General features: G+C 71.6%; 22 protein-coding genes and 1 tRNA gene. 14 read left to right on the top strand and 9 right to left on the bottom strand.

The features are described from left to right. Positions 1-80 precede the first annotated feature (80 nt). The 4 genes from WN71_RS19365 to WN71_RS19350 all read left to right on the top strand — a co-directional run bounded on the left by WN71_RS19365 (position 81) and on the right by WN71_RS19350 (position 3,427). Positions 81-656, top strand: coding sequence for a TerD family protein (locus tag WN71_RS19365; RefSeq protein ID WP_046584538.1), 576 nt, complete (start codon positions 81-83; stop codon positions 654-656). A gap of 99 nt (positions 657-755) precedes the next feature. Further along, positions 756-1,331 (top strand): TerD family protein, encoded by a 576-nt coding sequence (locus tag WN71_RS19360; RefSeq protein ID WP_046584537.1) that lies wholly within the window; start codon positions 756-758, stop codon positions 1,329-1,331. Between the two features lie 76 nt (positions 1,332-1,407). Then, the gene (locus tag WN71_RS19355; RefSeq protein WP_046584536.1) at positions 1,408-2,556 is read left to right on the top strand and encodes a DUF475 domain-containing protein; all 1,149 of its coding nucleotides are present in this window, start codon (positions 1,408-1,410) and stop codon (positions 2,554-2,556) included. Between the two features lie 127 nt (positions 2,557-2,683). Further along, the gene (locus WN71_RS19350; protein WP_046584535.1) at positions 2,684-3,427 is read left to right on the top strand and encodes a TerD family protein; all 744 of its coding nucleotides are present in this window, start codon (positions 2,684-2,686) and stop codon (positions 3,425-3,427) included. Positions 3,428-3,454: 27 nt separating this feature from the next. Here the strand turns inward: WN71_RS19350 and WN71_RS19345 are convergent, their stop codons facing one another. Then, entirely contained in the window at positions 3,455-4,240 is a 786-nt protein-coding gene (locus WN71_RS19345; protein ID WP_046584534.1) for a TerD family protein, read from the bottom strand. Positions 4,241-4,552: 312 nt separating this feature from the next. On the opposite strand from WN71_RS19345, the gene WN71_RS19340 reads away from it, so the two are divergent. The 3 genes from WN71_RS19340 to WN71_RS19330 are packed head-to-tail and all read left to right on the top strand — an operon-like array spanning position 4,553 to position 9,086. Continuing rightward, positions 4,553-5,719: an HpcH/HpaI aldolase/citrate lyase family protein gene (locus WN71_RS19340; protein WP_046584533.1), complete on the top strand. Its 1,167-nt coding sequence runs from the start codon at positions 4,553-4,555 to the stop codon at positions 5,717-5,719. Positions 5,720-5,733: 14 nt separating this feature from the next. Further along, positions 5,734-8,280, top strand: coding sequence for a phosphoribosyltransferase (locus WN71_RS19335; RefSeq protein WP_079177965.1), 2,547 nt, complete (start codon positions 5,734-5,736; stop codon positions 8,278-8,280). Further along, positions 8,280-9,086, top strand: coding sequence for an HAD family hydrolase (locus WN71_RS19330; RefSeq protein ID WP_046584532.1), 807 nt, complete (start codon positions 8,280-8,282; stop codon positions 9,084-9,086). Before WN71_RS19335 ends, WN71_RS19330 begins: the two co-directional genes overlap by 1 nt. A gap of 250 nt (positions 9,087-9,336) precedes the next feature. On the opposite strand, the gene WN71_RS39895 is transcribed toward WN71_RS19330, so the two are convergent. After that, positions 9,337-9,546 carry an FmdB family zinc ribbon protein gene (locus WN71_RS39895; RefSeq protein ID WP_079177961.1) on the bottom strand — a complete coding sequence of 70 codons (210 nt, stop codon included), beginning with the start codon at positions 9,544-9,546 and terminating at the stop codon, positions 9,337-9,339. 410 nt (positions 9,547-9,956) lie between these two features. On the opposite strand from WN71_RS39895, the gene WN71_RS19325 reads away from it, so the two are divergent. Next, positions 9,957-12,248 (top strand): transglycosylase domain-containing protein, encoded by a 2,292-nt coding sequence (locus tag WN71_RS19325; RefSeq protein ID WP_206300103.1) that lies wholly within the window; start codon positions 9,957-9,959, stop codon positions 12,246-12,248. A gap of 64 nt (positions 12,249-12,312) precedes the next feature. Continuing rightward, positions 12,313-13,581, top strand: coding sequence for a polysaccharide deacetylase family protein (locus WN71_RS19320; protein WP_046584531.1), 1,269 nt, complete (start codon positions 12,313-12,315; stop codon positions 13,579-13,581). Here WN71_RS19320 and WN71_RS19315 read toward each other — a convergent pair. The 3 genes from WN71_RS19315 to WN71_RS19305 form a co-directional block, all read right to left on the bottom strand. After that, positions 13,574-14,170 (bottom strand): DUF4383 domain-containing protein, encoded by a 597-nt coding sequence (locus WN71_RS19315; RefSeq protein ID WP_046584530.1) that lies wholly within the window; start codon positions 14,168-14,170, stop codon positions 13,574-13,576. The two genes, WN71_RS19320 and WN71_RS19315, sit on opposite strands and share 8 nt — an antisense overlap. Before the next feature lie 229 nt (positions 14,171-14,399). After that, the gene (locus tag WN71_RS19310; protein WP_046584529.1) at positions 14,400-15,746 is read right to left on the bottom strand and encodes a coiled-coil domain-containing protein; all 1,347 of its coding nucleotides are present in this window, start codon (positions 15,744-15,746) and stop codon (positions 14,400-14,402) included. Between the two features lie 74 nt (positions 15,747-15,820). Continuing rightward, entirely contained in the window at positions 15,821-16,591 is a 771-nt protein-coding gene (locus tag WN71_RS19305; RefSeq protein ID WP_046584528.1) for a DUF4097 family beta strand repeat-containing protein, read from the bottom strand. A 173-nt stretch (positions 16,592-16,764) separates the two neighbouring features. Here WN71_RS19305 and WN71_RS19300 point away from each other — a divergent pair. After that, positions 16,765-16,836, top strand: a tRNA-Val gene (locus WN71_RS19300). A 39-nt stretch (positions 16,837-16,875) separates the two neighbouring features. Here WN71_RS19300 and WN71_RS19295 read toward each other — a convergent pair. Beyond that, complete coding sequence (locus tag WN71_RS19295; protein WP_046584527.1) at positions 16,876-17,202, bottom strand: hypothetical protein; 327 nt, start codon at positions 17,200-17,202, stop codon at positions 16,876-16,878. Between the two features lie 122 nt (positions 17,203-17,324). Here WN71_RS19295 and WN71_RS19290 point away from each other — a divergent pair, with 122 nt between their 5' ends. Both WN71_RS19290 and WN71_RS19285 read left to right on the top strand, forming a co-directional pair. Then, the gene (locus WN71_RS19290) at positions 17,325-17,867 is read left to right on the top strand and encodes a GNAT family N-acetyltransferase (RefSeq protein WP_046584526.1); all 543 of its coding nucleotides are present in this window, start codon (positions 17,325-17,327) and stop codon (positions 17,865-17,867) included. 10 nt (positions 17,868-17,877) lie between these two features. Further along, complete coding sequence (locus WN71_RS19285; RefSeq protein WP_046584525.1) at positions 17,878-18,111, top strand: DUF2277 domain-containing protein; 234 nt, start codon at positions 17,878-17,880, stop codon at positions 18,109-18,111. Between the two features lie 398 nt (positions 18,112-18,509). Here the strand turns inward: WN71_RS19285 and WN71_RS19280 are convergent, their stop codons facing one another. The 3 genes from WN71_RS19280 to WN71_RS19270 all read right to left on the bottom strand — a co-directional run bounded on the left by WN71_RS19280 (position 18,510) and on the right by WN71_RS19270 (position 21,643). Next, positions 18,510-19,115, bottom strand: coding sequence for a DedA family protein (locus tag WN71_RS19280; RefSeq protein ID WP_046584605.1), 606 nt, complete (start codon positions 19,113-19,115; stop codon positions 18,510-18,512). A 133-nt stretch (positions 19,116-19,248) separates the two neighbouring features. Further along, a complete protein-coding gene (locus WN71_RS19275; protein WP_046584524.1) occupies positions 19,249-20,901 on the bottom strand; it encodes an alkaline phosphatase D family protein in 1,653 nt (550 codons plus the stop codon). 97 nt (positions 20,902-20,998) lie between these two features. After that, positions 20,999-21,643 carry an HNH endonuclease family protein gene (locus WN71_RS19270; RefSeq protein WP_046584523.1) on the bottom strand — a complete coding sequence of 215 codons (645 nt, stop codon included), beginning with the start codon at positions 21,641-21,643 and terminating at the stop codon, positions 20,999-21,001. A gap of 379 nt (positions 21,644-22,022) precedes the next feature. Here WN71_RS19270 and WN71_RS19265 point away from each other — a divergent pair, with 379 nt between their 5' ends. Then, a complete protein-coding gene (locus WN71_RS19265) occupies positions 22,023-22,604 on the top strand; it encodes a TMEM165/GDT1 family protein (RefSeq protein WP_046584522.1) in 582 nt (193 codons plus the stop codon). 212 nt (positions 22,605-22,816) lie between these two features. Further along, positions 22,817-23,500 (top strand): HAD-IA family hydrolase, encoded by a 684-nt coding sequence (locus WN71_RS19260; RefSeq protein WP_046584521.1) that lies wholly within the window; start codon positions 22,817-22,819, stop codon positions 23,498-23,500. The last annotated feature ends 356 nt before the right edge of the window (positions 23,501-23,856 follow it).

Genomic DNA, 23,856 nt, shown 5'->3' with positions numbered 1-23,856 from the left:
CCCGTCACTAGGATCGACACGTTGATCCGGTATCCGACGCACGACGGGGCTCCCCGCCCCCGGACACACATGGAGGACTCGTGGGAGTCAGCCTCAGCAAGGGCGGCAACGTTTCACTGACCAAGGAGGCCCCCGGCATGACCGCGGTCCTCGTCGGTCTCGGCTGGGACGCCCGCACCACGACCGGCACCGACTTCGACCTCGATGCCAGCGCCCTGCTGCTGAACTCGGCGGGCAAGGTCGGCAACGACCAGAACTTCGTCTTCTTCAACAACCTGAAGAGCCCCGAGGGCTCGGTGGAGCACACCGGTGACAACCTCACCGGTGAGGGCGAGGGCGACGACGAGGTCATCAAGGTCAACCTGGCCGGCGTGCCGGCCGACGTCGACAAGATCGTCTTCCCGGTGTCGATCTACGACGCCGAGAACCGGCAGCAGTCCTTCGGCCAGGTCCGCAACGCCTACATCCGCGTCGTCAACCAGGCCGGCGGCGCCGAGATCGCCCGCTACGACCTCAGCGAGGACGCCTCCACCGAGACCGCGATGGTCTTCGGCGAGCTCTACCGCAACGGCGCGGAGTGGAAGTTCCGCGCCATCGGCCAGGGCTACGCGTCCGGACTGCGCGGCATCGCGCAGGACTTCGGCGTCAACGTCTGAGCGACGCTCGCACGACCTTGCCCCCGGTGCCGCGGTTTGCCCGCGGCACCGGGGGCGCAGGACAACCACACAGGCAGTACACAGGGGAGGACCAGCATCATGGGCGTCACGCTCGCCAAGGGGGGCAATGTCTCCCTCTCCAAAGCCGCACCCAACCTGACCAACGTCCTGATCGGGCTGGGCTGGGACGCGCGCTCCACCACCGGCGCCCCCTTCGACCTGGACGCCAGCGCCCTGCTGTGCAACGGCGGGCGGGTGCTGGGCGACGAGTGGTTCGTCTTCTACAACCAGCTCAAGAGCCCCGACGGCTCGGTGGAGCACACCGGCGACAACCTCACCGGTGAGGGCGAGGGCGACGACGAGTCGATCCTGGTGGACCTGCTCAAGGTGCCGGCGCAGTGCGACAAGATCGTCTTTCCGGTCTCCATCCACATGGCGGAGGAGCGCGGCCAGACCTTCGGCCAGGTCAGCAACGCGTTCATCCGCGTGGTCAACCAGGCCGACGGCCAGGAGCTCGCGCGCTACGACCTCAGTGAGGACGCCTCCACGGAAACGGCGATGATCTTCGGCGAGGTCTACCGCTACCAGGGCGAATGGAAGTTCCGTGCCGTGGGTCAGGGGTACGCGTCCGGGCTGCGTGGCATCGCTCTAGACTTCGGAGTCAACGTTTCGTAAAGCCGAGTACGGCACGGGGGAATCCCACCCCCAGACATCGTCTGGGAGGTACCCCCACAACACGATGGGGTAGCCAGTGCTTCTCAAAACATTCGGCTGGTCGTTCGCGATCACCGCGGTCGGCCTGGCCTTGGCCGCACTCTACGGGGGGTGGGAGGCCTTCGGCGTCGTGGCGATCCTCGCCGTGCTGGAGATCTCCCTGTCGTTCGACAACGCGGTGGTCAACGCCGGGATCCTGAAGAAGATGAACGCCTTCTGGCAGAAGATCTTCCTCACGGTCGGCGTGCTCATCGCCGTGTTCGGCATGCGGCTGGTCTTCCCCGTCGTGATCGTCGCGATCACCGCCAAGCTCAATCCGTACGACGCCGTCCACCTGGCGCTCACGGACAAGGACCGCTACCAGCAGCTGGTCACGGACGCCCACCCGGCGATCGCCGCCTTCGGTGGCATGTTCCTGTTGATGATCTTCCTCGACTTCATCTTCGAGGACCGGGACATCCAGTGGCTGCGCTGGATCGAGCGGCCGCTGGCCAAGCTCGGCAAGGTCGACATGCTGTCGGTCTGCATCGCCCTGATCGTCCTGCTCATCACCTCCTTCACCTTCGCCACCCACGCCCACCAGCACGGCGGCGCGCACGTCGACAAGGCGCAGACGGTGCTGATCTCCGGCATCGCCGGCCTGATCACGTACATGATCGTGGGCGGGCTCTCCGGGTTCTTCGAGGACCGGCTCGAGGAAGAGGAGGAGCGCGAGCACGAGCAGGAGGAAGAGGCCCGGCGCAGCGGCAAGGAACGCTCGCCGGTCGTCCTCGCCGGCCAGGCCGCGTTCTTCATGTTCCTCTACCTGGAGGTCCTGGACGCGTCGTTCTCCTTCGACGGCGTGATCGGCGCCTTCGCCATCACCAACGACATCGTGCTCATGGCGCTCGGCCTCGGCATCGGCGCCATGTACGTCCGGTCGCTGACCGTGTACCTGGTCCGCCAGGGCACCCTCGACGACTACGTCTACCTGGAGCACGGCGCGCACTACGCGATCGGCGCGCTGGCCGTGATCCTCATGGTCACCATCCAGTACGAGATCAACGAGGTCATCACCGGCCTGGTCGGCGTGATCCTGATCGGCTGGTCCTTCTGGTCCTCGGTCCGCCGCAACAACGCGCTGGCGGCCGAAGAGGGAAAAGCGGCGGGCTCCGACGACAAGACTGAGGTGTCGTCCGGAGTGTGACCACCCTCCGCGAGAGGGAACGCTCAGGGCGGGGCGGCCGTCGGGGAGAAGACCCTGAAGGCCGCCCCGTCGGCACGGTACGGCGGGGACGGCCCGGCATCGGACACGGTCGGACATGGGGGCGGGAATGGGATTCTTCGACGGGCTGCTGGGCAGCCGCGCGGCCGACTTCGACTCGGGGAGCGCCGCGACCAACGCCATCGAGCTGACCAAACGGCACAGCCAGGTCTCGCTCACCAAACAGGGCGCGGCCACCGGGAACCTGCGCGTCAACCTGACCTGGCGGATGCGCACCTCCGACCTCGGCGGCCCGCAGCGCGAGAGCCTGCTGCGCCACCCCTTCAAGGCGCTGCGCCCCCCGGAGGTCCTCGGGCACGGCCAGTCCATGGTCAACGTCGACCTCGACCTCGGCTGCCTGTACGAGCTGATGGACGGCACCAAGGGCGTGGTCCAGCCGCTCGGCGGCTACTTCGGCGACGTCAACTCGCCGCCGTACGTGAAACTCAGCGGTGACGACCGGTTCGGCTCGGCGTCCGGCGAGACGATGTACGTCAACCTCGACCACCGCGACAACATCAAACGGCTGCTGGTGTTCGTCTACATCTACGACCAGACGCCGGCCTTCGACCGCACCCACGCCATCGTCACGCTCTACCCGAGCAACGGCCCGCGCATCGAGATCGGCCTCGACGAGCGCCACCCGCAGGCCCGCTCCTGCGCCGTCGTGCTCATCGAGAACGTCAAGGGCGAACTCGTCGTCCGCCGCGAGGTCAAGTTCGTCTACGGCTTCCAGGCGGAACTGGACCGCCTGTACGGGTGGGGCCTGCAGTGGGGCCGCGGCTACAAGACGAAGGTCGAACAGTTGCCGTAGCCCCGCGGGCGGCGCGGGCGGACCGCCTCAGCGCCCGATGAACTGCGGCCCCTGCGGCGGCAGCCGGAAGTCCGGGTCCAGGGCCGCCGCCGTCACCGGCGCGGGCTGCGGATAGCCGTACGAGGGCTGGCCGGCCGGCTGCGGATAGCCGTAGGCGGACTGGGTCGCCGGGGGCTGCTGCGGATAGCCGTACGACGGCTGCTCCGGCGGCAGCGGCCGGCCCGGGGCCGTGCCGGCGGTCTGCACGGCGGGCGGCTCCTGCTGCGTCTCCGTCTCGTCGACCGAGATGCCGAAGTCGGTCGCGAGGCCCTTCAGCCCGTCGCTGTAGCCCTCGCCCAGCGCGCGGAACTTCCAGCCCTCGCCCCGCCGGTACAGCTCGCCGCAGATCATCGCGGTCTCCGCGCCCGTCTCCGGCTTGATGTCGAAGTACGCCAGCGGCTCGCCGTCGGCGACCGAGGCGTCGTACAGCAGGATGCGCAGGGCCGGCACCTGGCCGAACCGGTAGCCGTCCGCCGAGGCGACCAGCAGGATCTGGCCCACCGAGGGCTCGACCCCGGCCAGGTCGGTCTGGATCGTGTCGGTGAGGGCGTCGGCGACGCGCTTCTTGCCCAGCCGCCAGACCTTCCCCGAGGGGTGGCGGGGCTGGTTGTAGAAGACGAAGTCCTCGTCGGACCGCACACGACCGTCGGGGCCGAGCAGCAGGGCCGACGCGTCGACGTCCGGGCCCCCCTGGCCGGGCGTCCAGCGCAGCACGGCGCGCACCGTGGCGGCCTCGAGCGGGACGTTCGACCCCTTCAGCATCGCGTGCGTCATGCGGTCATCCTGCCCTCTCGGTCCTGATCACGACAACGTGGGGCACGGCGGCCGCATCCGGAGCGACCGGCCGGTAGTCCTCGAACGCCTCGGCCCGTAGTCTCGAACATGCCGCGGCGTCGTCACCGACCGTGCTCACCGGCGGTCACCCGCACCGCACCGAACGGCAGTGTGCCCGGCCGTGCCGCACTGTGCCGGTCCTCGTTACCGGAAATTCATGCCCAGCGGGAACCTGTGACATGAATCCCTACGTACTATTACCGGCCACCCATACAGAATCCACAGCCTTACTGTGCGCCACGGGGGAGTTCTATGCGTCATTTCGGGCACATCGCCCCTGAGGTGCGCGGCCGTCTGTTCCATCAGCAGCCGTGCGAGTTCACCGCCGACTCACCGGCCCGGCTGCTCTCGGCGGCCCTGGGCGCGACGCTGTACAGCCCGGCCACCAGGCCGCGGCTGGCCGACGACATCGCCAAGCAGGCGACGCTCGGCGTGGTCTCGATGGTGCTGTGCCTGGAGGACTCCATCGGGGACGAGGACGTCGAGGCGGGTGAGGAGAACCTCGTACGCCACTTCACCGACCTGGCCGCCCGCCCCGATGTCGAGCCGCCGCTCCTGTTCATCCGGGTTCGTACCCCCGAGCAGATCCCCGATCTGGTCGACCGGCTCGGTCCGGCCGTGCGGCTGCTGTCCGGATTCGTGCTGCCCAAGTTCACCGAGGAGCGCGGGATCGGCTTCCTGGAGGCGATCGCCGGCGCGGAGACGAGCAGCGGACGGCGGCTTTTCGCCATGCCGGTGCTGGAGTCGCCCGAGCTCCTCTACCGCGAGAGCCGCGTCGACGCCCTGGAGGGCATCGCCCGCGCCGTCGACAAGTACCGCGACCGGGTGCTCGCGCTGCGCCTCGGCGTCACCGACTTCTGCTCCTCCTACGGCCTGCGCCGAGCCCCCGACATGACGGCGTACGACGTCCAGATCGTCGCCTCCGTGATCGCCGACGTGGTCAACATGCTGGGCCGGGCCGACGGCACGGGCTTCACCGTGACCGGGCCGGTGTGGGAGTACTTCCGGGTCCCGGAGCGGATGTTCAAGCCGCTGCTGCGCACCAGCCCCTTCCTGGAGGGCCAGGCCGTCGGCCTGCGCGAGCGGCTGATCGAGCACGCCATGGACGGACTGCTGCGGGAGATCTCCCTCGACCAGGCCAACGGCCTGCTCGGCAAGACCTGCATCCACCCCTCGCACGTGCTGCCGGTGCACGCCCTGTCGGTGGTCAGCCACGAGGAGTTCAGCGACGCGGCGGACATCCTGCGCCCGGAGCGGCTCGGCGGCGGGGTGCTGAGGTCGCAGTACACGAACAAGATGAACGAGGTGAAGCCGCACCGCGCCTGGGCCGAGCGGACCATGCTGCGCGCGGAGGTCTTCGGAGTGGCGAACGAGGACGTCGGCTTCGTGGACCTGCTCGCCGCCGGAATATCCGGCTGAGACTGATGGGACTCATGAACAACGCGCAGAACGACGCGGAGAACGACCCGGAGACCCATCCGGAGACCCATCCGGAGACCAATCCGGAGACCGATCCGGAGACCGATCCGGTCTGGACCGGTACCTGGGTCGCCGAGCGGCTCGGGATCGCCCTGGACGGCGACGCCGGACTGACCGGGCTGCTGGGGCTGGCGCTGCGCCGCAACCCCAAGCGGGCCCACCTGCTGGTGTCGAACGTGCTGGGCAAGCACGTGCCCCAGTCGCCGTCCGTGGTCCACGGTCACGGATTCGTCCTGGGCCGCCGGGTGCGGGAGCTGCTCGGCGCGCGGGAGGCCGGGCGCGCGGTGGTGCTCGGCTACGCGGAGACCGCCACCGGGCTCGGCCACTCGGTCGCGGACGGCCTCGGCGACGCCCCCTACCTGCACTCCACGCGCCGTCCGGTGCCCGGGGTCGCGCGGGCCGGCGGGTTCGAGGAGTCCCACTCGCACGCCACCTCGCACCTGCTGCTGCCCGAGGACCCCGCCCTGCTGGCCGGCGACGGCCCGCTGGTCCTCGTCGACGACGAGTTCTCCACCGGCAACACGGTCCTCAACACCATCCGCGACCTGCACGAGCGCTATCCGCGCTCGCGCTACGTCGTGGTCGCCCTGGTCGACATGCGCTCCCCGGCCGACGCCGCCCGCCTGGACACGTTCGCCCGCGAGATCGGCGCCCGCGTCGACCTGGTGGCGACGGCCTCGGGCACGGTGCGCCTGCCGGCGGGGGTCCTGGAGAAGGGCCGCCGCCTGGTGGCCGAACACGAGGCGGCACCCGCCGCCGCGCTGGGCGGCGACGCGGAGGCGTGCGCCCCCGTGAAGCCCGGTCCGGTGGTCCGGGTCGATCTCGGCTGGCCCCGGGGGCTGCCCGACGGGGGGCGGCACGGGTTCGGTCCGCGGGACCGGGGGCGGCTGGAGCACGCGCTGCCCGCCATGGCCGCCCGGCTCGCCGAGGCGCTGCCCGCGGGCGCGCGCCGCGTGCTCGTGCTCGGCTTCGAGGAACTGATGTACGCGCCGCTCAGGCTCGCCCGCGAGCTGGAGCAGATCGTCCCCGCCGAGGTCCGCTTCTCCACCACCACCCGCTCGCCCGTCCTCGCCGTCGACGACCCCGGCTACGCCATCCGCACCCGCCTCGTCTTCCCGGCCCACGACGACCCGGCCGACGGCCCCGGCGAGCGCTACGCCTACAACGTCGCCGGCGGCGGCTTCGACGCCGTCGTCGCGGTCGTGGACTCGGTCGGCGACACGCCCGCCCTGCACGCCCCCGGCGGCCTCGCGGCGGTGCTCGCCGAGCACACCCCGCACGTGCTGCTCGCGGTCGTCCCGTCCTACGTGCCCGAGCCCCGGTCCGTACCCGAAAGGCCCGCCATGCTGCCCGAGCCCCTTCGCGGCCCCGCCTTCTCCTCGTACGCGCCGGAGGAGGTCGGCTGGCTGCTGCGGGACCTCTCCGACGTCACGCTGGAGGCGCCGACCGAGGAGCGCGAGGAGGCCATCCAGAGCGGCGGCGCGCACTACGCCGAGTCGCTGCCGGTGGAGTACCAGCCCAGCGAGCAGTACCAGGAGCTGTTCCACGCGGCCCTCGCGACCTCCGCGGAGCGCATCGCGCACGCCGTCGGCGTGGTCACCGAGACCGTGCTCGCCGAGTCCTCGCCGCGCCCGGTCCTGGTCTCCCTGGCCCGCGCCGGCACCCCGGTCGGCGTCCTGATGCGGCGCTGGGCGAAGGCCCGGCACGGCCTGGACCTGCCGCACTACGCGGTGTCCATCGTGCGCGGCCGCGGCATCGACGCCAACGCGCTGCGCTGGCTCGCCGCCCACCACGACCCGCGGGACGTCGTGTTCGTCGACGGCTGGACCGGCAAGGGCGCCATCACCCGCGAACTGGCCGAGGCCATCAAGGAGTTCGAGAAGTCCGACGGGATCACCGGCTTCGACCCGGAGATCGCGGTGCTCGCCGACCCGGGCTCCTGCGTGCGCACCTACGGCACCCGCGAGGACTTCCTCATCCCCTCCGCCTGCCTCAACTCCACGGTCTCCGGCCTGATATCGCGCACCGTGCTCCGCGCCGACCTGGTCGGCGAACACGACTTCCACGGCGCGAAGTTCTACCGCGAGCTCGCCGGGGCGGACGTCTCCGGCGACTTCCTCGACGCCGTCTCCGCGCGCTTCACCGAGGTCACCGACGCCGTCGACACGGCGGTCAAGGAACTGCTCGCCGCCGACCGCGAACCGACCTGGGAGGGCTGGGCCGCCGTCGAGCGGATCAGCGAGGAGTACGGCATCCACGACGTGAACCTGGTCAAGCCGGGCGTCGGCGAGACCACCCGGGTGCTGCTGCGCCGGGTACCGTGGAAGATCCTGGCGCGGGCCGGCGCGGGCGCCGACCTCGACCATGTCCGCCTGCTCGCCGAGCAGCGCGGGGTGCCCGTCGAGGAGGTCGGCGAACTGCCGTACACCTGTGTCGGGTTGATCCATCCCAAGTACACGCGCGGGGCGACCGGCGCCGACGGTCTGGCGGTGACGGTCTGATGCCGGTGCTGGTGGCGAGCGATCTCGATCGCACCCTGATCTACTCCCCGGCGGCCCTCGGGCTGACCATGCCGGACGCGCGGGCGCCGCGCCTGCTGTGCGTGGAGGTGCACGAGAGCCGGCCGCTGTCGTTCATGACGGAGACGGCGGCGCAGCTGCTGGTCGAACTCGGCGACGCGGCGGTGTTCGTGCCGACGACGACCCGGACCCGCAAGCAGTACCTGCGCATCAACCTGCCCGGCCCGGCACCGGAGTTCGCGATCTGCGCGAACGGCGGGCACATCCTCGTCGACGGCGTCTCCGACCCGGACTGGCACCGCGGGGTGACCGAGCGGCTGGCCGAGGAGTGCGCGCCGCTCGCGGAGGTGGGCGCGCATCTGGAGGCGACCGCGGACCCGCTGTGGCTGCGCAAGCACCGGATCGCCGAGGACCTGTTCGTGTATCTCGTCGTGGAGCGCGAGCTGTTGCCCGAGGAGTGGGTCAAGGAGCTGGCGGCCTGGGCGGAGAACCGCGGCTGGACGGTGTCGTTGCAGGGCCGCAAGATCTACGCCGTGCCGAAGCCGCTGACCAAGAGCGCGGCCGTGCGCGAGGTCGCGCGGCGGACCGGGGCCGAACTCGTCCTGGCGGCGGGGGACTCGCTGCTCGACGCGGATCTGCTGCTGGCGGCGGACCGTGGGTGGCGGCCGGGGCACGGGGAGCTGGCCGAGAGCGAGTGGAGCGCGCCGGCGATCACGGCGCTGCCGGAGCGGGGGGTGCTCGCCGGCGAGCGCATCACGCGGGAGTTCCTCCGCGCCACCAAGGCCTAGCGGCCCGCCGACATGCGCCCGCACCGGGCTGTGGACGAGTGCGGCTGCGTCGTGGCCGTCCGCGCAGTTCCCCGCGCCCCTTCAGGGGCGGTCAGGTCGTGGGTACGGCGCGGGCCCGTCGTGCCTGATCGCGCAGTTCCCCGCGCCCCTGACGGGGCGCTGGATCAGCGCCCCTGAAAGGGGCGCGGGGAACTGCGCGAGCAACCACAGCGCACCCGCACCCGCAGAACCGGCCGAGCCCGGCGCAGCCTCAGCCGCAGCAGCCGCCCCCGCAGCACCCGCCCCCACCCGAGCCTCCCGACGGCGCCGAACTCCCGGAGGACACCGCGACCGTGGAGAGAAGTCTCACCGTGTTCTCATGTCCGGCAGGACACGTCGCCGGAGCGGACGATTCCGCCATGGGACGGGTGACTTCGAACGTGTTGTCGCAGGTCCGACAGCGGAACTCATAGCGTGGCATGCGTTCAGGTTAACCGGCGTGACGATACTCACGCCGCTCCCGGCTCGGCATGTGTTCGTTTCTGTCCAGTTGTTAAGCGGAGAAATCGAAAAGATCACTGATAATTTTGTAATGCCGCGAGGGCCGCGATGCGGCTGGGGAATCAGGGGGCTCGCAGCCGTGCCAACGGCAGCCGTGCCATAACCCGCGCGAGCACGACCGAGTGCGGAGGAGGCACAGTTGTGACCGAGGCAGGGCAGGGGGAAGGCGTTCCCGAGGAACGCCGCCGCTCCCACGGTCGCCGCGCGGCGCCGAAACGATCCTGGCGCGACCGCCGCCAGCACGGCGAGGGCGACGCCGAAGCCGACGCCGGGCCGTCCGGGACCCCCGGCGAGCCGGCCGCGCCGGACTCCCGATCTCCCGACGCCACCATGCAGTTGAAGGTCGACGACCTGCGCAGGGCCGTGGAGCAGCTGGACCGCTCCGGCGCCCGCCCGGACGAGACCATGCAGCTGAAGGTGGACGACCTCCGCAAGGCCGTGGAGGAGATGGACCGTTCGGGCGCGCGCCCGGACGAGACGATGCAGCTGCGCGTGGACGACCTGCGCAGAAGCGTCAACAGGCAGGCCCAGGAGGCCGCGAGCGCTCCCGCCGGGCCCTCCACCGCCCTCGGCCGCCTCCTCGCCCCGCTGCTCGCCTTCCTGCGCCCCCTCACGGCCCGCGTGGCCGTACTGCTGGCCCCCGCGCTCGCGTTCCTGGCGCCGTACGCCCGCAAGGTCGAGCCGTACGCCCGCAAGTTGAAGCCGCAGTACCCGCGTCCCGGCCGTACCGGCTGGCGCCGGTGGATGCCGTCCTGGCGGCAGTGGATCGGCGGGTTCTTCGGGGCGATCGGGCTGACCGGCCTCTTCCTCGTCGTCGCATACGCCGCCACCGACATTCCGGACAACCTCAACTCGTACGCCACACAGCAGGACAACGTCTATTTCTGGTCGGACGGCACCCCCATGGCCCGTACCGGCTGGGTGCAGCGGCAGGCGATGCCGCTGAAGGACATACCCGAGGACGTGCGCTGGGCGGTGCTCGCGGCCGAGAACGAGAGTTTCTACACCGACCCGGGCATTTCCATGAAGGGCATCGCCCGCGCCCTGTACCGGACGGTCGGCGAGGGCGATACCGAGGGTGGTTCCACGATCACCCAGCAGTACGTGAAAAACGTCTATCTCACGCAAAATCAGACGGTCAGCCGAAAATTCACCGAGGCGATGATCTCCCTCAAACTCGACAACCGGATGAGCAAGGACCAGATCCTCGAGGGCTATCTCAACACCAGCTGGTTCGGCCGCGGCACCTACGGCATCCAGCGCGCCTCGCAGGCCTACTACGGCAAGGACGTCAGCAAGCTCAACGCCAGCCAGGCCGCGATGCTCGCCGGCCTCCTCAAGGGCGCGGGCCTGTACGACCCCACGCTGAGCGCGGCCAATCACAAGCGGGCGGTGGAGCGCTGGTCGTGGATCCTGGACCGCATGGTCAAGATCGGCAAGCTGTCCCCCGAGGAACGGGCGACGTACACCAAGTTCCCCGAGCCGCTCAAGACCAACCCGCTCTACGACACCGGTGAGCAGAGCGACTACCTCGTCGAACTCGCCACGCAGTACGCCAAGAAGGCCGGGCACATCTCCGACAAGGACTTCGACCTCGGCGGCTACCAGATCTACACGACCTTCGACAAGAAGCGGGAGACCGCGCTCACCGGCGCCGTCGCCAAGGCCCGCAAGGCGGCGGTGAAGCAGGACCCGGACGCCGCCAAGACGGCCCACTACGGCGCCTCGTCCGTCGCCACCGACGGCCGGATCCTCGCCGTGTACGGCGGCGCCGATCACCGAAAACAGGGGTTCAACGAGTCCAACGCCTCCACCGTGCCCGCCGGTTCGGCCTTCCAGCCGTTCGTGTACGCGGCGGGCCTGGAGTACGGCATCGTCAAGGAACGTGACGCGCCGCGCGAGTTGATCACCCCCGAGACCCTCTACGACGGCAACGACGGCATCGCCGTCAGCACCCCCGAGGGCCCCTACTGGGACCGCAGCGGCAGAAAGGTCGTCTCGCACAACGACGGCAACGCCTCGTACGGGCAGATCAGCCTGGCCACCGCGCTCGCCCGGTCGGTGAACACGCCGTTCATGCAACTCGGCATGGACACCGGCCTGGACAAGGTGAAACGTACCGCCGAGGCGGCCGGGCTGCTCTCGTCGAGCATGGGCCCCCAGGTGCCGGCGCTCTCGCTGGGCAGCTCCACGCCCAGCGCCATCCGCATGGCCAGCGGATACGCCACCTTCGCGGCGGGCGGCGAGCACACCGAGCCGTACTCGGTGCGCCGGATCACCCGCAACGGCGCCGAGGTCCACCTCGTGAAGCCGGCCCAGCGCCGCGCCGTCAGCTCGGAGGTGGCCGGGCAGGTCCAGCAGGCGCTGACGCAGTCCTTCACGATCGGCCACCCCGGCGCGGCCTCCGCCTCGGCCACCGTCTCCGGCAAGGCGGGCACCGACCAGGACGACACGGCGTCCTGGTACGTGGGGACCGCCAAGTCGGTCTCCACGGCCGTCGTCGTCTACCGGATGGACCTCACCAAGAGCCTCGAACCACTGCCGCTGAAGGGCATCGGCGGCACCGCCGCGAACAGCGCCGCCTACGGCATCTGGTCCGGAGCCCTGGACCCGCTCGGCTGACCCCGGGAGGCCGAGGCACCCGCACCCACCGTCAAACCCCCCACCCTTCCGAAGTGAGCCGCGCATGAAGTCCACCTCCGGCCGCCGCCGTAGGGCAAAAGTCCGCAACAAGGCCGCACGCCCCGGATTCCTGACCCTGGCGATCCTTCTCGTCCTCGCCTCGACGGTGACGGGCTACCTGGTGCTCAGCGGCCAGGACCACACCGCGCCGACCGCGTCCGCCAAGGGACGGACGAAGAAGGCCGCGGCGACACCCAAGTGGGACGGCAAGACGAAGGTCCTCGGCGACGGCTCCACCTCCTACACCGGGCCGCAGAAGAACCAGCTGAAGGCCGTGCCGCTCAAGCCCGGCGAGAAGCCCCCGCAGTTCGTCGTCTTCTCCTGGGACGGCGCCCTGGAGGGCAGCGACCATCTCTTCTCGCACTACCGGGAGATGGCCAAGGAGTACAACGCCCACATGACCTTCTTCCTCACGGGCATCTACCTGCTGCCCAAGGACAAGAAGGACCTCTACACCGGGCCGATGCACGAGGCGGGCGACGCGGCGATCGACTACGCCACCGACGAGCACATCCGCACCACGCTGGAGCAGCTGCGCCAGGCGTACGAGGACGGCGACGAGATCGGCACCCACTTCAACGGCCACTTCTGCGGGGCCAAGGGCGGCGGCGACTGGAGCGTCGACCAGTGGAAGAGCGAGATCGACCAGTTCTTCGACTTCGTGGAGAACTGGAAGACCAACACCGGCTTCAAGGACATCCCCGCGCTGCCCTTCGACTTCAAGAAGGAGGTCACCGGCGGCCGCGCGCCCTGCCTGGAGGGCCAGCCCAACCTGCTCAAGGCGATCAAGAGCTACGGGTGGCGCTACGACGCCAGCTCCCCGGGCGACTTCCAGATATGGCCGACGAAGAAGAACGGCATCTGGGACTTCCCGCTGGAGATGCTGCCGTACGAGAACGGCAAGTACCAGGGCCTGTCGATGGACTTCAACTTCCTCTACAACCAGTCCAACGGTGAGACGAAGGGCGACCCGTCGAAGTACGGCGAGTGGGAGCAGACGACCGTCGACTCCTACATGGCCGGCTTCAACCGCGTCTACTACGGCAGCCGCGCGCCGCTGTTCATCGGCAACCACTTCGAGGACTGGAACGGCGGCATCTACATGAAGGCCGTCGACCAGGTGATCAAGAACGTGTGCACCAAGAAGGGCGTCAAGTGCGTGTCCTTCAAGGAGCTGGCCGACTGGATGGACGTGCAGAAGCCGGAGACCCTCCAGCGGCTGCGCAGCCTGGACCCCGCGCAGTCGCCGGACTGGTCGACCGTCGTCAAGTGAGCCCGGGGCGTTTCGGGTTGTCCGGAGGGCTCATGGCGGCCCGTTGCGCCGCGCGGTCGTCGTACGCCGCCGCCTCGGGGTGCCGGGCGCGCCAGTAGGGGTTGTCGTGCGGCAGGGTCGTGCTCACCCTGCCGTACATCCCGAAGAACATCAGCAGCACGCCGACGACGAAACTGAACAGCACGTTCTGGATCTTGAAGGCGAGGAAGTTGTTGTCGGTGTCCAGCAGCGCGAGATTCAGGAAGCCGCTGAGGATGAAGAGGATGCCGAGGCCCATGTTCAGCGTGGAGGCGAAGTTGCCGCCTATCACCATGCCGACCAGGAGCAGCAGCCCCACACCGATCGACAGCCAACTGAGCGCGCCGTTGGTGTTGAGGCCGACGACCGTGTCGCCGCCGGTGTCGAAGAAGCCGATGTTGTCGACGACTCCGAAGATGCCGAAGACGAGCAGGAAGAGGCCCATCAGTCCGGCGCCGAACCGGTAGAAGGTGCTCAGGCGGTGGTCGACGGGAAGGTGTTCGTCGAGCCGGAACCGCTGCCGGGACGGCTGGGTCTGCGAGGTTCCCGGCTGAGCCGCGTGCGAGGCCATGTGCGCCTCCCTGTACCTGTTGACGTGCGCGGAGGCCGTACGTAGTTCCAATATCCGCCGTTTCGCTCCGCTCGGCCACACGGTCGCCCGGGGTGGGCTCAGCCGTCGTCACCTGCGGGTCGGTGGGGCTTGCTCGCGCAGTTCCCCGCGCCCCCAAAAGACCCAGGGGCGCGGGGAACTGCGCGAACGGCCCCCACCGGCCCGCAGGTGACAACGGCTGAGCCCGCCGTCAGGCGGTCCCGCCCCGCTCGTCGCGGATCTGGCCGACCACGCGGGACACGGTCTGCCGGACCGCCTCGGTCTCCGTCAGGAAGTGCCAGTAGTCGGGGTGGCGCCCCTCCAGGCCCGCGATCGCGCGGTCCAGGCGGGCCACCGAGTCGTCCAGCGGGCGGGCGTGCCGCGGGTCCGGGGTGGAGCGGCCGGCCATCGCGAGCCGCTGGGCGTCCCGGATCGCGAAGCGGGTGCGGTCGATCTCCTGCTGCGGGTCCTTCTGCACGGCGTTCAGCCGCTGGAGCCGGCTCCCCGCGGCCGAGACCGACTCGTCGGTGGTGTTCAGCAGCGCCCGCGCCGTCGCCAGCAGCGCCGTCGCGTCCGCCCACCGCTGGGCGTCCCGCGCGGCCTGCGCCTCGCGCAGCCGCGCCCCGGCCTGCCGTACGTTCTCCGCCGCCTGCTCGGGCACCCGCTGGAGGTCCTGCCAGCAGGCCGCGGCGAACCGCCGGCGCAGCTCGCTGAGGACCGGGTCCACCTGTCCGGCCCGGGTGGTGAGCGCCTCCGCGCGGGTCCGCAGCGACACCAGCCGGTGGTCGATCTCCGCGGCCTGCTCCGGCAGCCGCTGCGCCTCCGCGCGGATCGCCTCCGCCTCCCGCGCGACCCGCTCGGCCCGTTCCAGCGTCTGTGGGGCGCCGTGCCGGCCCGCGCCCTCGTTCAGCCGCGTCAGCTCCGGGGAGAGCGCGGCGAGCCGGGCGGCGAGCTCGTCGGCCCGCAGACCGGTCTGCCGTACGGCGTCCAGCGCGCCGGTCGCGGCCAGCAGCGCCTGGCGGGCCCGCTCCACGGCGGGCGCGATCCGCGCCAGCTGCGTCTCGGCCTTGCCCAGCAGGGGTCCGAGCCCCGTACCGAAACGATCCAGCTCCTGCTTGACCCGGACCAGCTCGTCCTTGGCCGCGGTCAGCTCGGCGCGGGCCCGGGAGGCCGTCGACGCGTCGAGGTCGTCCCGGTCGAGGTCGTGCGCGTCGATCGCCTGGATGTAGCGGTTGCTCACGTCGTCGATGCGGCGGCCCAGCGCCTCGAAGTCGGCGACCGCGCGCCGGGCGGGCGGGGTGTCGTCGACCGCGGTGATCGTCTCTATGGAGATCCGCATGTCCCGCTGTGCGGTGTCCAGTTCGTAGAACGCGGCGGCGGCGGCGTCCTTCGCGGCCTGGGCCTCGGCCCGCTGTCCTTCGGACCGGCCGCCGAACCAGCGCCGGGTGCCGCCCCCGGCGAACGCCGCCACGAGCGCCGGACCGGCCAGCAGCGGCAGCGCGGTCAGCGTGAGAAGGTCACGGAGCGGACCCCGGTTCCTGCGGGCTGTCGCCGTCACATCCCTCTCCCGTACCGTGGTTCGCCGTGGGTGGTGTCATTCTCCCACCCGGTGAAGACGAACACACGGCCCGGTCAGTTCGCCGTTTCGACCGTGATCCCTCCGTCGCCGGTGTGCGCGGTCACCACGTGCCGGCTGCTGTCGTCGCGCGGCACGGACACGTGCACCGAGCCGTCGCCCGAGCCCGTGGTCACCTTGTACGAGGACCTCGGCAGCACGACGCCGACGGAGCCGTCGCCGGAGCGGGCCTCGACCCGGTCGGGCACGACGCCGAGGCGCAGCCGGATCGAGCCGTCGGAGGTGGTCGCCCGCACCGTGCGGGAGGAGACGTCGGCCCGCACCGAGCCGTCGCCGGAGCGCAGGGTCAGCGCGCCGGTGCAGTCGCCGACCCGCACCGAGCCGTCGTCCGTGCGGATGTCCAGCGGATCGCGGAAGCCCTGCGCGCGCACGCTGCCGTCGCCGTCCTCGACGGTCACCGCGACGCCCCGCGGCACCTCGATGCGGTGCCGGGCCGAGCAGTCGGCGACCAGCCCGGAGCACTTCATCCGCAGCACCAGCCGGTCGTTCGCGAAGGACCAGGTCACCCGCGGGGCGCCGCCGACGGCCACGCTGCCCTGGAACCAGCGCGTCACGTCCACCGTCCCCGTCCGCACGGCGGAGGAGGCGACGATCTCCAGCGCGGAGTCGTCGGAGTCGACGGTGAGGGTGTGTCCGCGCAGGGCGAAGGCGCGGTGGTCGGGATGCTTGTCGTCGTCCGCGGACGCGCCGCAGGCGCTGAGCGCCCCGGCGAGGACGACGGCGCCCGCGGCGGCCGCGACGGCGCGGACGGAGGCGGTACGGGTCATGGCGATCTCCCCCTGAAGGCGAGCGGTCTGCTCCCTGACGACGGTAGGGAGCCGCGGCCCGGCGGGGGATCCGGCCCGCGCCCGGATCGGGGCGGGGGTTATCCCCACCCGCGGGGCGCCGATACGCGTTTGCCGGGCACCGTCCCGGGCCATGTAGGCTGTCGACTCGATCGGGGTGCGTAGCTCAGGGGTAGAGCGCCTGCCTTACAAGCAGGATGTCGGCGGTTCGAAACCGTCCGCGCCCACATCGTGAGAGGGTCCCGGCCGTCATGGCCGGGACCCTCTCACGTTCCCCGGGTGTGCTTGAGGCGGGAGCGTCCCTCCACCCCGTCCGGCCCGGTCACCTCCGCCCAGAACCGGTGCGTGCTGACGAACACCGCGAGCTCGTGCTCCCGCTGCCGCAGCTTCTCCACCTCGGCCTGCTCGTCGGCCGTCCAGCCCGGCGAGGCGGGGCGCACGACCCTGCGCCAGCCGGTGTCGTCGCTGAAGCCGTCCATGGGCTCGACCGACCAGGGGAGCCGCTTCAGCAGGGCCGACAGCTCGGCCCGGACCTGATGCAACTCCTCCTGACCGGCAAGGAGGTCACTCGGGAAGTCATAGGTCGCAGCCACGCGGCAATGCTACGCCTGTTCGATTTTGGGTGGCGAGTTGCTTCAGTTACTTCACACGAACGAGTGTGCGGGCCCGGGGCGGACCCCCGGGCGTTGTCGTACCCCTGCTCTACGGTGGCGGCATGGAGACTTCCGATGCGCGACCGGACGCCGGGCGGGTGCGGCTGGAGCCCTGGGGCGAGGGCGATCTGTGGCTGCTGCGGCGGACCAACACCCCCGAGATGACCGAGCACCTCGGCGGTCCGGAGAGCGAGGAACAGCTCGCCGACCGCCAGCGGCGCTACGCGGAGCTGAGCGCCGGGGCGATGTACCGGGTGGTCCTCGTCGCGGGCGGTGAGACCGTGGGCTCCATCGGCTTCTGGGAGCGGGAGTGGCGCGGCTCCACGGTGTGGGAGACCGGCTGGGGCGTGCTGCCCGAGTTCCAGGGCCGGGGGCTGGCGGCCGCGGCGGCCCGCGCCGTGATCGTGGCGGCCCGCGAGGCCGGCCGCCACCGGTATCTGCACGCCTACCCGAAGGTGGAGCACGCGGCGTCGAACCGTGTGTGCCGGGCGGCGGGCTTCACCCTCCTCGGCCAGGCCGACTTCGAGTACCCGAAGGGCAACCCCATCACGACGAACGACTGGCGGTACGACCTCGCGCGGGCGTCCGCCGGTCCGGAGAGGTGACACTGGAACCATGTGCCGGAGCATCAAGACACTGCGTCCACCCGCGCTGGAGACCGAGGCCACGGAGGAGGAGATCCGCGCCGCCGCCTTGCAGTACGTGCGCAAGGTGTCCGGGTTCCGGGCCCCCGCCGCGCACAACCGCGAGGTCTTCGACGACGCGGTCCAGGCCGTCGCGGAGGCCACGGCGGCCCTCCTGGGGGGTCTGCAGATAAAGGGCCGCCCCGCCTCCCAGCCCACCGGCTGACCCCCACACGGCCCACGGCTGCGCCGGGCTGCTCGGTTTTCGACCGCGGGTCCGTGGGGGCTGTTCGCGCAGTTCCCCGCGCCCCTTGAGGGTTCGTGTGCGGCTGCGTCGTGGTCGTTCGCGCAGTTCCCCGCGCCCCTAAGAGTTCGGGTGCGGCCGCGTCGTGGTTGATCGCGCAGTTCCCCGCGCCCCTTGAGTGCCCCTGTCGGGGCGCCCCGACAGGGGCGCGGGGAACTGCGCGAAGGGGCCCCACCGGCCCGCAGGTGTACGCACACAGGGGCGCGGGAAGCCCGCGCGGTCGAAGTCCCCTGAAGGGGCGCGGGGAACTGCGCGATCAGCCCCCACCGGGCCGCGGTCGAAGGTCGAGGGAGCCCGGCGCGGCCGACGCGCGCAGCCGGTTACGCCGGGGCGCGTCGCATCAAGAAGGCCGCCCCCGCGCCCGCGCCGAACAGCGCCGCGAAGGAGACCGCCGTCGCCAGCCACGTCGCGCCCAGCCAGTGCGCGCCGAAGTAACCGAGCGCCACGCTGTACGCCGCCCACGCCACCCCCGCCAGCGCCGACCACGGCAGGAACTCGCGCACCCGCCGGTGCGCCGCCCCCGCGCCCAGCGAGACCAGCGACCGCCCGGCCGGGGCGAACCGCGCCAGCACCACCAGCAGCCCACCGCCCCGCGCGAGAGCCGCACCGAGACGTTCCTGCGCGGTCCGCAGCCGCCGGGAGCGGGCGATGGCCCGGTCCAGCCGCTCGCCGCCGCGCCAGGCCAGCCGGTAGGCCACCAGGTCGCCGACGACCGACGCGCCCGCCGCGCACAGGATGAGGATCAGCACGCGCGGATGCGGGGTGTGCCCCGTCGCCGCCCCCGTGCCCGCCGCCGCGGCCGTGGCGGCCGTGATCACCAGCACGCCGCTCGGCAGCACCGGCAGGAACACGTCGAACAGCACCGACAGCGCGACCATGGCGTATATCCATGGGCTGCCGGTCAGCGACGCGACACTCTCGAACACGACCACTCCCGAAGAAATCCCCCGCGGGCCAGACCGTGTCGCGCTCGGCGTGAGCGGCAGGAGAGGCCGGACAACAGCCAACCAGCGTACGCGGCAGATGGGACAGCGGTTTCACGGGGGGCGTATGTGATCGTTACACACCGTCGACCCCGTCGACGGCGAGTTCCCGCTCCGTCACCGTCCGCAGCGTGCCGCCGCGCCGCGCCCGCTCCAGCCGCAGCCGGGCCGAGCGCCCGCGCAGCGTCAGGGTCATGAGCTGGTTGCCGAACCACGGTCCGCCCGTTCTGTCCCAGTTCACGGGAGGTGCGGGGCAGCGGCCGTGCCGGGCGAGCCGGCGCCCGATCAGCCGCGCCGCCCGGCTCCAGCCGAACCGGAACGCGGCCCTGACGTGCCACGGCACGGTGTTGTGAACCGGGGAACAGGTGAGCTGCACCACCCGCGCGTCCGGGCCGCCGCCCGCGGGCCAGACCGGCTCGGCGGCGTACGCGTGGTGCACGTCGCCGGAGAGCACGCACAGGGTCGCGGGCGCCCCGGCCCCCGTGCCGGCCTCCGCGACCAGGTCGGCCAGCGCGGCGAAGGAGTCCGGGAAGGCCGCCCAGTGCTCCAGGTCGGCCCGCCGCCGCAGCCGCTCCCCGAACCGCGCCCAGCGCGCGCCCCGCCCGCCCCGGCACAGCGCGGCGCTCCACTCCTCGGCGTGGTGCACCAGCGGCGGCAGCAGCCAGGGCAGCGAGGTCCCGAGGAGCAGGTGGTCGCAGCCGTCCCGGTCCAGCGCCTGCTCCCGCAGCCACGCCGCCTCCGTCGGGTCGAGCATCGCCCGGCCGTCCTCCGCGAGGACACGGGCGGCGCGGCTGTCGACCATCAGCAGCCGCACCCGCCCGAAGTCGCGCCGGTAGCTCCAGCGCACCGAGGCGGGATCGGCGTCGGCGCGCGCCGCGAAGGCCCGCAGCGTCTCGGTGCCGTCGGGGTCGGCGCGTACGGCGGCGTAGAGCGGGTCGGCGGCGAGTTCGGCGGGGGAGAGGTTGCCGAGGTGCTGGTGCACCCAGTACGCCATGAGCGCGGAGAGCACCCGCTCGGGCCACCAGGGCAGCGCCCGCATCCCGGCGACCCAGGCGGCGGAGGTGTTCCAGTCGTCGATCACGTCGTGGTCGTCGAAGATCATGCAGCTGGGCACGGTGGACAGCAGCCAGCGGACCTCGGGGTCGAGCCAGGACTCGTGGTAGAGCCGGGTGTACTCCTCGTAGTCGGCCACCTGGGCGCCCGGTGGTTCGGACGGGTCGCGGCGGGCGGCGAGCCAGGCGCGGGTGGCCGCGGAGGTCTCGTCGGCGTAGACCTGGTCGCCGAGCAGGACCAGCACGTCCGGCCGGTGGGCGCGCGGGTCCGCGGCGAGGCGTACGGCCAGCGCGTCCAGGGCGTCGGGGCCCGCCGGGTCGCCCTCGCCGACGGCGGGCGCGGCCCAGCGGCAGGAGCCGAAGGTCACCCGGACCGGGTCGCCGGGGGCGGGCGTGCGGATGACGGACGGCGGGAAGCCCGCGAGGCGCGGATCGGCGGCCGGCCACACCCGGGCGCCGTCGAGGAGCACCTCGTAGGGCCGCTCGGTGCCCGGCGCGAGGCCGGTCACCGGGACCAGGGCATAGTGACGGCCCGCGACCTGGAAGGTGCGGGCCGTGCCGTGGGCGCCGTCCGGGCAGCGCACCTCGGCGGTGCACGGGCGGCTCGTCTCGACCCAGACCGTCGCGGACGAGCCGTCGGCGTACCTCAGCAGTGGTCCAAGGAGCAGTCCCGCCACGGTGATCCCCCTCCTCCGTCGCCCGTACGGTATGCGGCGGCGGAGGGGTAGGGGGAGGGTCGGGCGATCACTGCTTGTGCGGACTTCCGCCCGAGGCTCAGCAGTTCGCCAGGTAGCCGGAGATCGCGGTCTTCTCGGCGGAGTCGACGGAGAGGCCGTAGTAGTACTTCACCTGGACGTAGGCGCGCACGTAGGTGCACACGTACGCGGAGCGGGTCGGCACCCACTCGGCCGGGTCGTCGTCGCCCTTGGAGCGGTTGGAGCTGGCCGACACGGCGATGAGCTGGGGGCGGGTGACGTCGTTGGCGAACGCCTGGCGCTGCGCGGTGGTCCACTTGCTCGCGCCCGAGTCCCACGCCTCGGCCAGCGGCACGACGTGGTCGATGTCGAAGGTGGAGGGGTCGGTCGTGGTGACGGCGTCGTACTGCGAGTACCAGCTGCCCGCGGTGGCGGCGCACGCGGAGTCGACGGTCACGCCGGAGCCGTCGCGCTTGAGCACGTACTCGCGGGTGTTGCAGGTGCCGCTGATCGTGATCCAGGTGGGGAAGAGGTCGCGGTCGTAGCCGGTACGGCTCTCCGTCGCGACGGTCAGCGAGGCGAGGTAGGTGCGGGCCGTCGCGGCGCTCACCGGGGTGGGCAGGGCGGCGGAGGCCGACGGGGAGTCGAACAGCGCCGCGGAGGCGAGGAGCGCGGTGAGCGCGCCGAGTATGCTCAACCGTCGACGCGCGTAGAACTTCGGCATGCGAACTCCCTTGTGACACATGGGTGTTGAGGTGCGGGCGTGGGAAGGATGGCGGGGCGGTGTTGCCGTCAGGTGTGCGTCCGGTAAGAAGTTAGTGACGTGTGCATGTCACGACAAGGTTTACGGTCGAACTTGTCCTCGCGTATCCTGGGGAGCGCAGAAGGGGAGTAGCTCTTCGCCGGACCGTCGACATACTGCTCAGCTCGCCTGAGCCGGCGCCCGGAGGCGGACCTCGATCGAACGGGGTCGGCCAGCGAGACCTTCGGCAAGCAGTGCACACCCGTGCCATGGGGCAGGGGTGACGTGTGCGCTGCCGTGCCGAGGCTCTCGCAGGATGTGCAGCGCTCTCGGTGGGGCAGCCCCGACCGATTGAGGACTTTTGTTCAGCATCACCGTCGCGGCCGTCGTCTTCGGCGTCGTCTTCCTCGCCGAACTGCCGGACAAGACCGCGCTCGCCGGTCTCGTCCTGGGCACCCGCTACCGCGCGTCCTACGTCTTCGCCGGTGTCGCCGCCGCGTTCGCGCTGCACGTCGTGCTCGCCGTCGCGGCGGGCAGCGTGCTGACGCTGCTGCCGCAGCAGCTCGTGCACGCGATCACGGGCGTGCTCTTCCTCGGCGGCGCCGCGGTGCTGCTGCTGCGCAAGGACGAGGGCGAGGAGGACATCCCCAAGCCCGAGAATCAGAGTTTCTGGAAGGTCGCCGGGACGGGCTTCTCGCTGATCCTGGTCGCCGAGTTCGGCGACCTCACGCAGATCATGACCGCCAACCTCGCGGCCCGCTACGACGACCCGCTCTCCGTCGGCATCGGTGCCGTGCTGGCGCTGTGGGCGGTGGCCGGGCTCGGCATCGTCGGCGGGAAGGCCCTGATGAAGAAGGTTCCGCTGCGCCTGGTGACCCAGATCGCGGCGGTGCTGATGCTGGCGCTCGGCGTGTGGAGCCTGTGGGAGGCGATCGCGGGCTGACCTGGCGCTTCGCCGCGCCGCGCGGCCGGCCCGCCGGGTGAACGGCGGGTGAACCCTTTCGGGGGGCGGTGGCGCGAGGGGCCCTTCGTTTTGTACCGTAGAGAAACAAAGTGGCCGCCGCCCGTTTTCCCTGACCGGCGGGCGGGGCCGCCTTGGTCCTTGGGGGTGCGTCCGCGTGCCCCCTTTGTCCTTTTGTCCGTCTGGAGTTGCCGATGCCGGCCCCCGCCACGTCCTCCGTCACGTCCCCCGTCGTCCTCACCGCCCGCGCCCTGCTGCTCGACATGGACGGCACCCTCGTCAACTCGGACGCCGTCGTGGAGCGCGTCTGGCGTCGCTGGGCCGACCGGAACGGGCTGGACGGGGACGAGGTCGTCAAGGTCGTGCACGGGCGGCAGGGGCACGCGTCGATGGCGGTGCTGCTGCCGCACCGTCCCGCGGCGCAGAACCTCGCGGACAACGCGCGGATGCTCGCGGAGGAGGCGGCCGACACGGACGGTGTCGTGCCGGTGGCGGGCGCGGCCGCGTTCATGGCGGCGCTGGCCGGGCTGCCGCACGCCCTGGTGACCTCGGCGGACGCGGCGCTGGCCGCGGTGCGGATGACCGCGGCGGGGCTGCCGCTGCCGGATGTCCGGGTCACCGCGGAGAGCGTCGGCGCGAGCAAGCCCGACCCCGAGGGGTTCCTGAAGGGCGCCGCGGAACTGGGGGTGGCGCCCGAGGACTGCCTGGTCTTCGAGGACTCCGGGGTGGGGATCGCGGCGGGGCGCTCCGCGGGGATGCGGGTGGTCGGGGTCGGGCCGCGGGCGGCGCTGCATGCGCCGGACGCGGTGGCGGCGGACCTGACGCGGGTGCGGGTGGTGGCGGGGCCGTCGGGCGAGATCCGGGTACGGGTGTCCTGACAGCCGCGAGGCCGCTCCGCTCCGGTTCGCCGGTCGCCCGCGGCCCGGCCCCGTCGTGGCTGGTCGCGCAGTTCCCCGCGCCCCTTGTGGGGCTGGGGTCGTGGTGTCCCCGCGGGCCGGTGGGGCTTGGTCGCGCAGTTCCCCGCGCCCCTTGAGGGGGCTGGGCTCGGGATGCCGTCTGCGGGTGCGTCGCGGCCGCTCGCGCAGTTCCCCGCGCCCCTTGGGGGGCTGGGGTTGGGTGTTGTCTGCGGCCTCGTTGTGGCTGGTCGCGCAGTTCCTCGCGCCCCTTGGGGGGGTGTGGTGTTCCTGCGGGTCGGTGGGGCTCGTTCGCGCAGTTCCCCGCGCCCCTATCGGGG

Source organism: Streptomyces mangrovisoli, from assembly GCF_000974985.2.
In the GTDB taxonomy this organism is placed as follows: Bacteria; Actinomycetota; Actinomycetes; order Streptomycetales; family Streptomycetaceae; genus Streptomyces; species Streptomyces mangrovisoli.
Note: the sequence above shows the minus strand (reverse complement) of the source record. Positions and strands in the feature narration are given on the sequence as shown.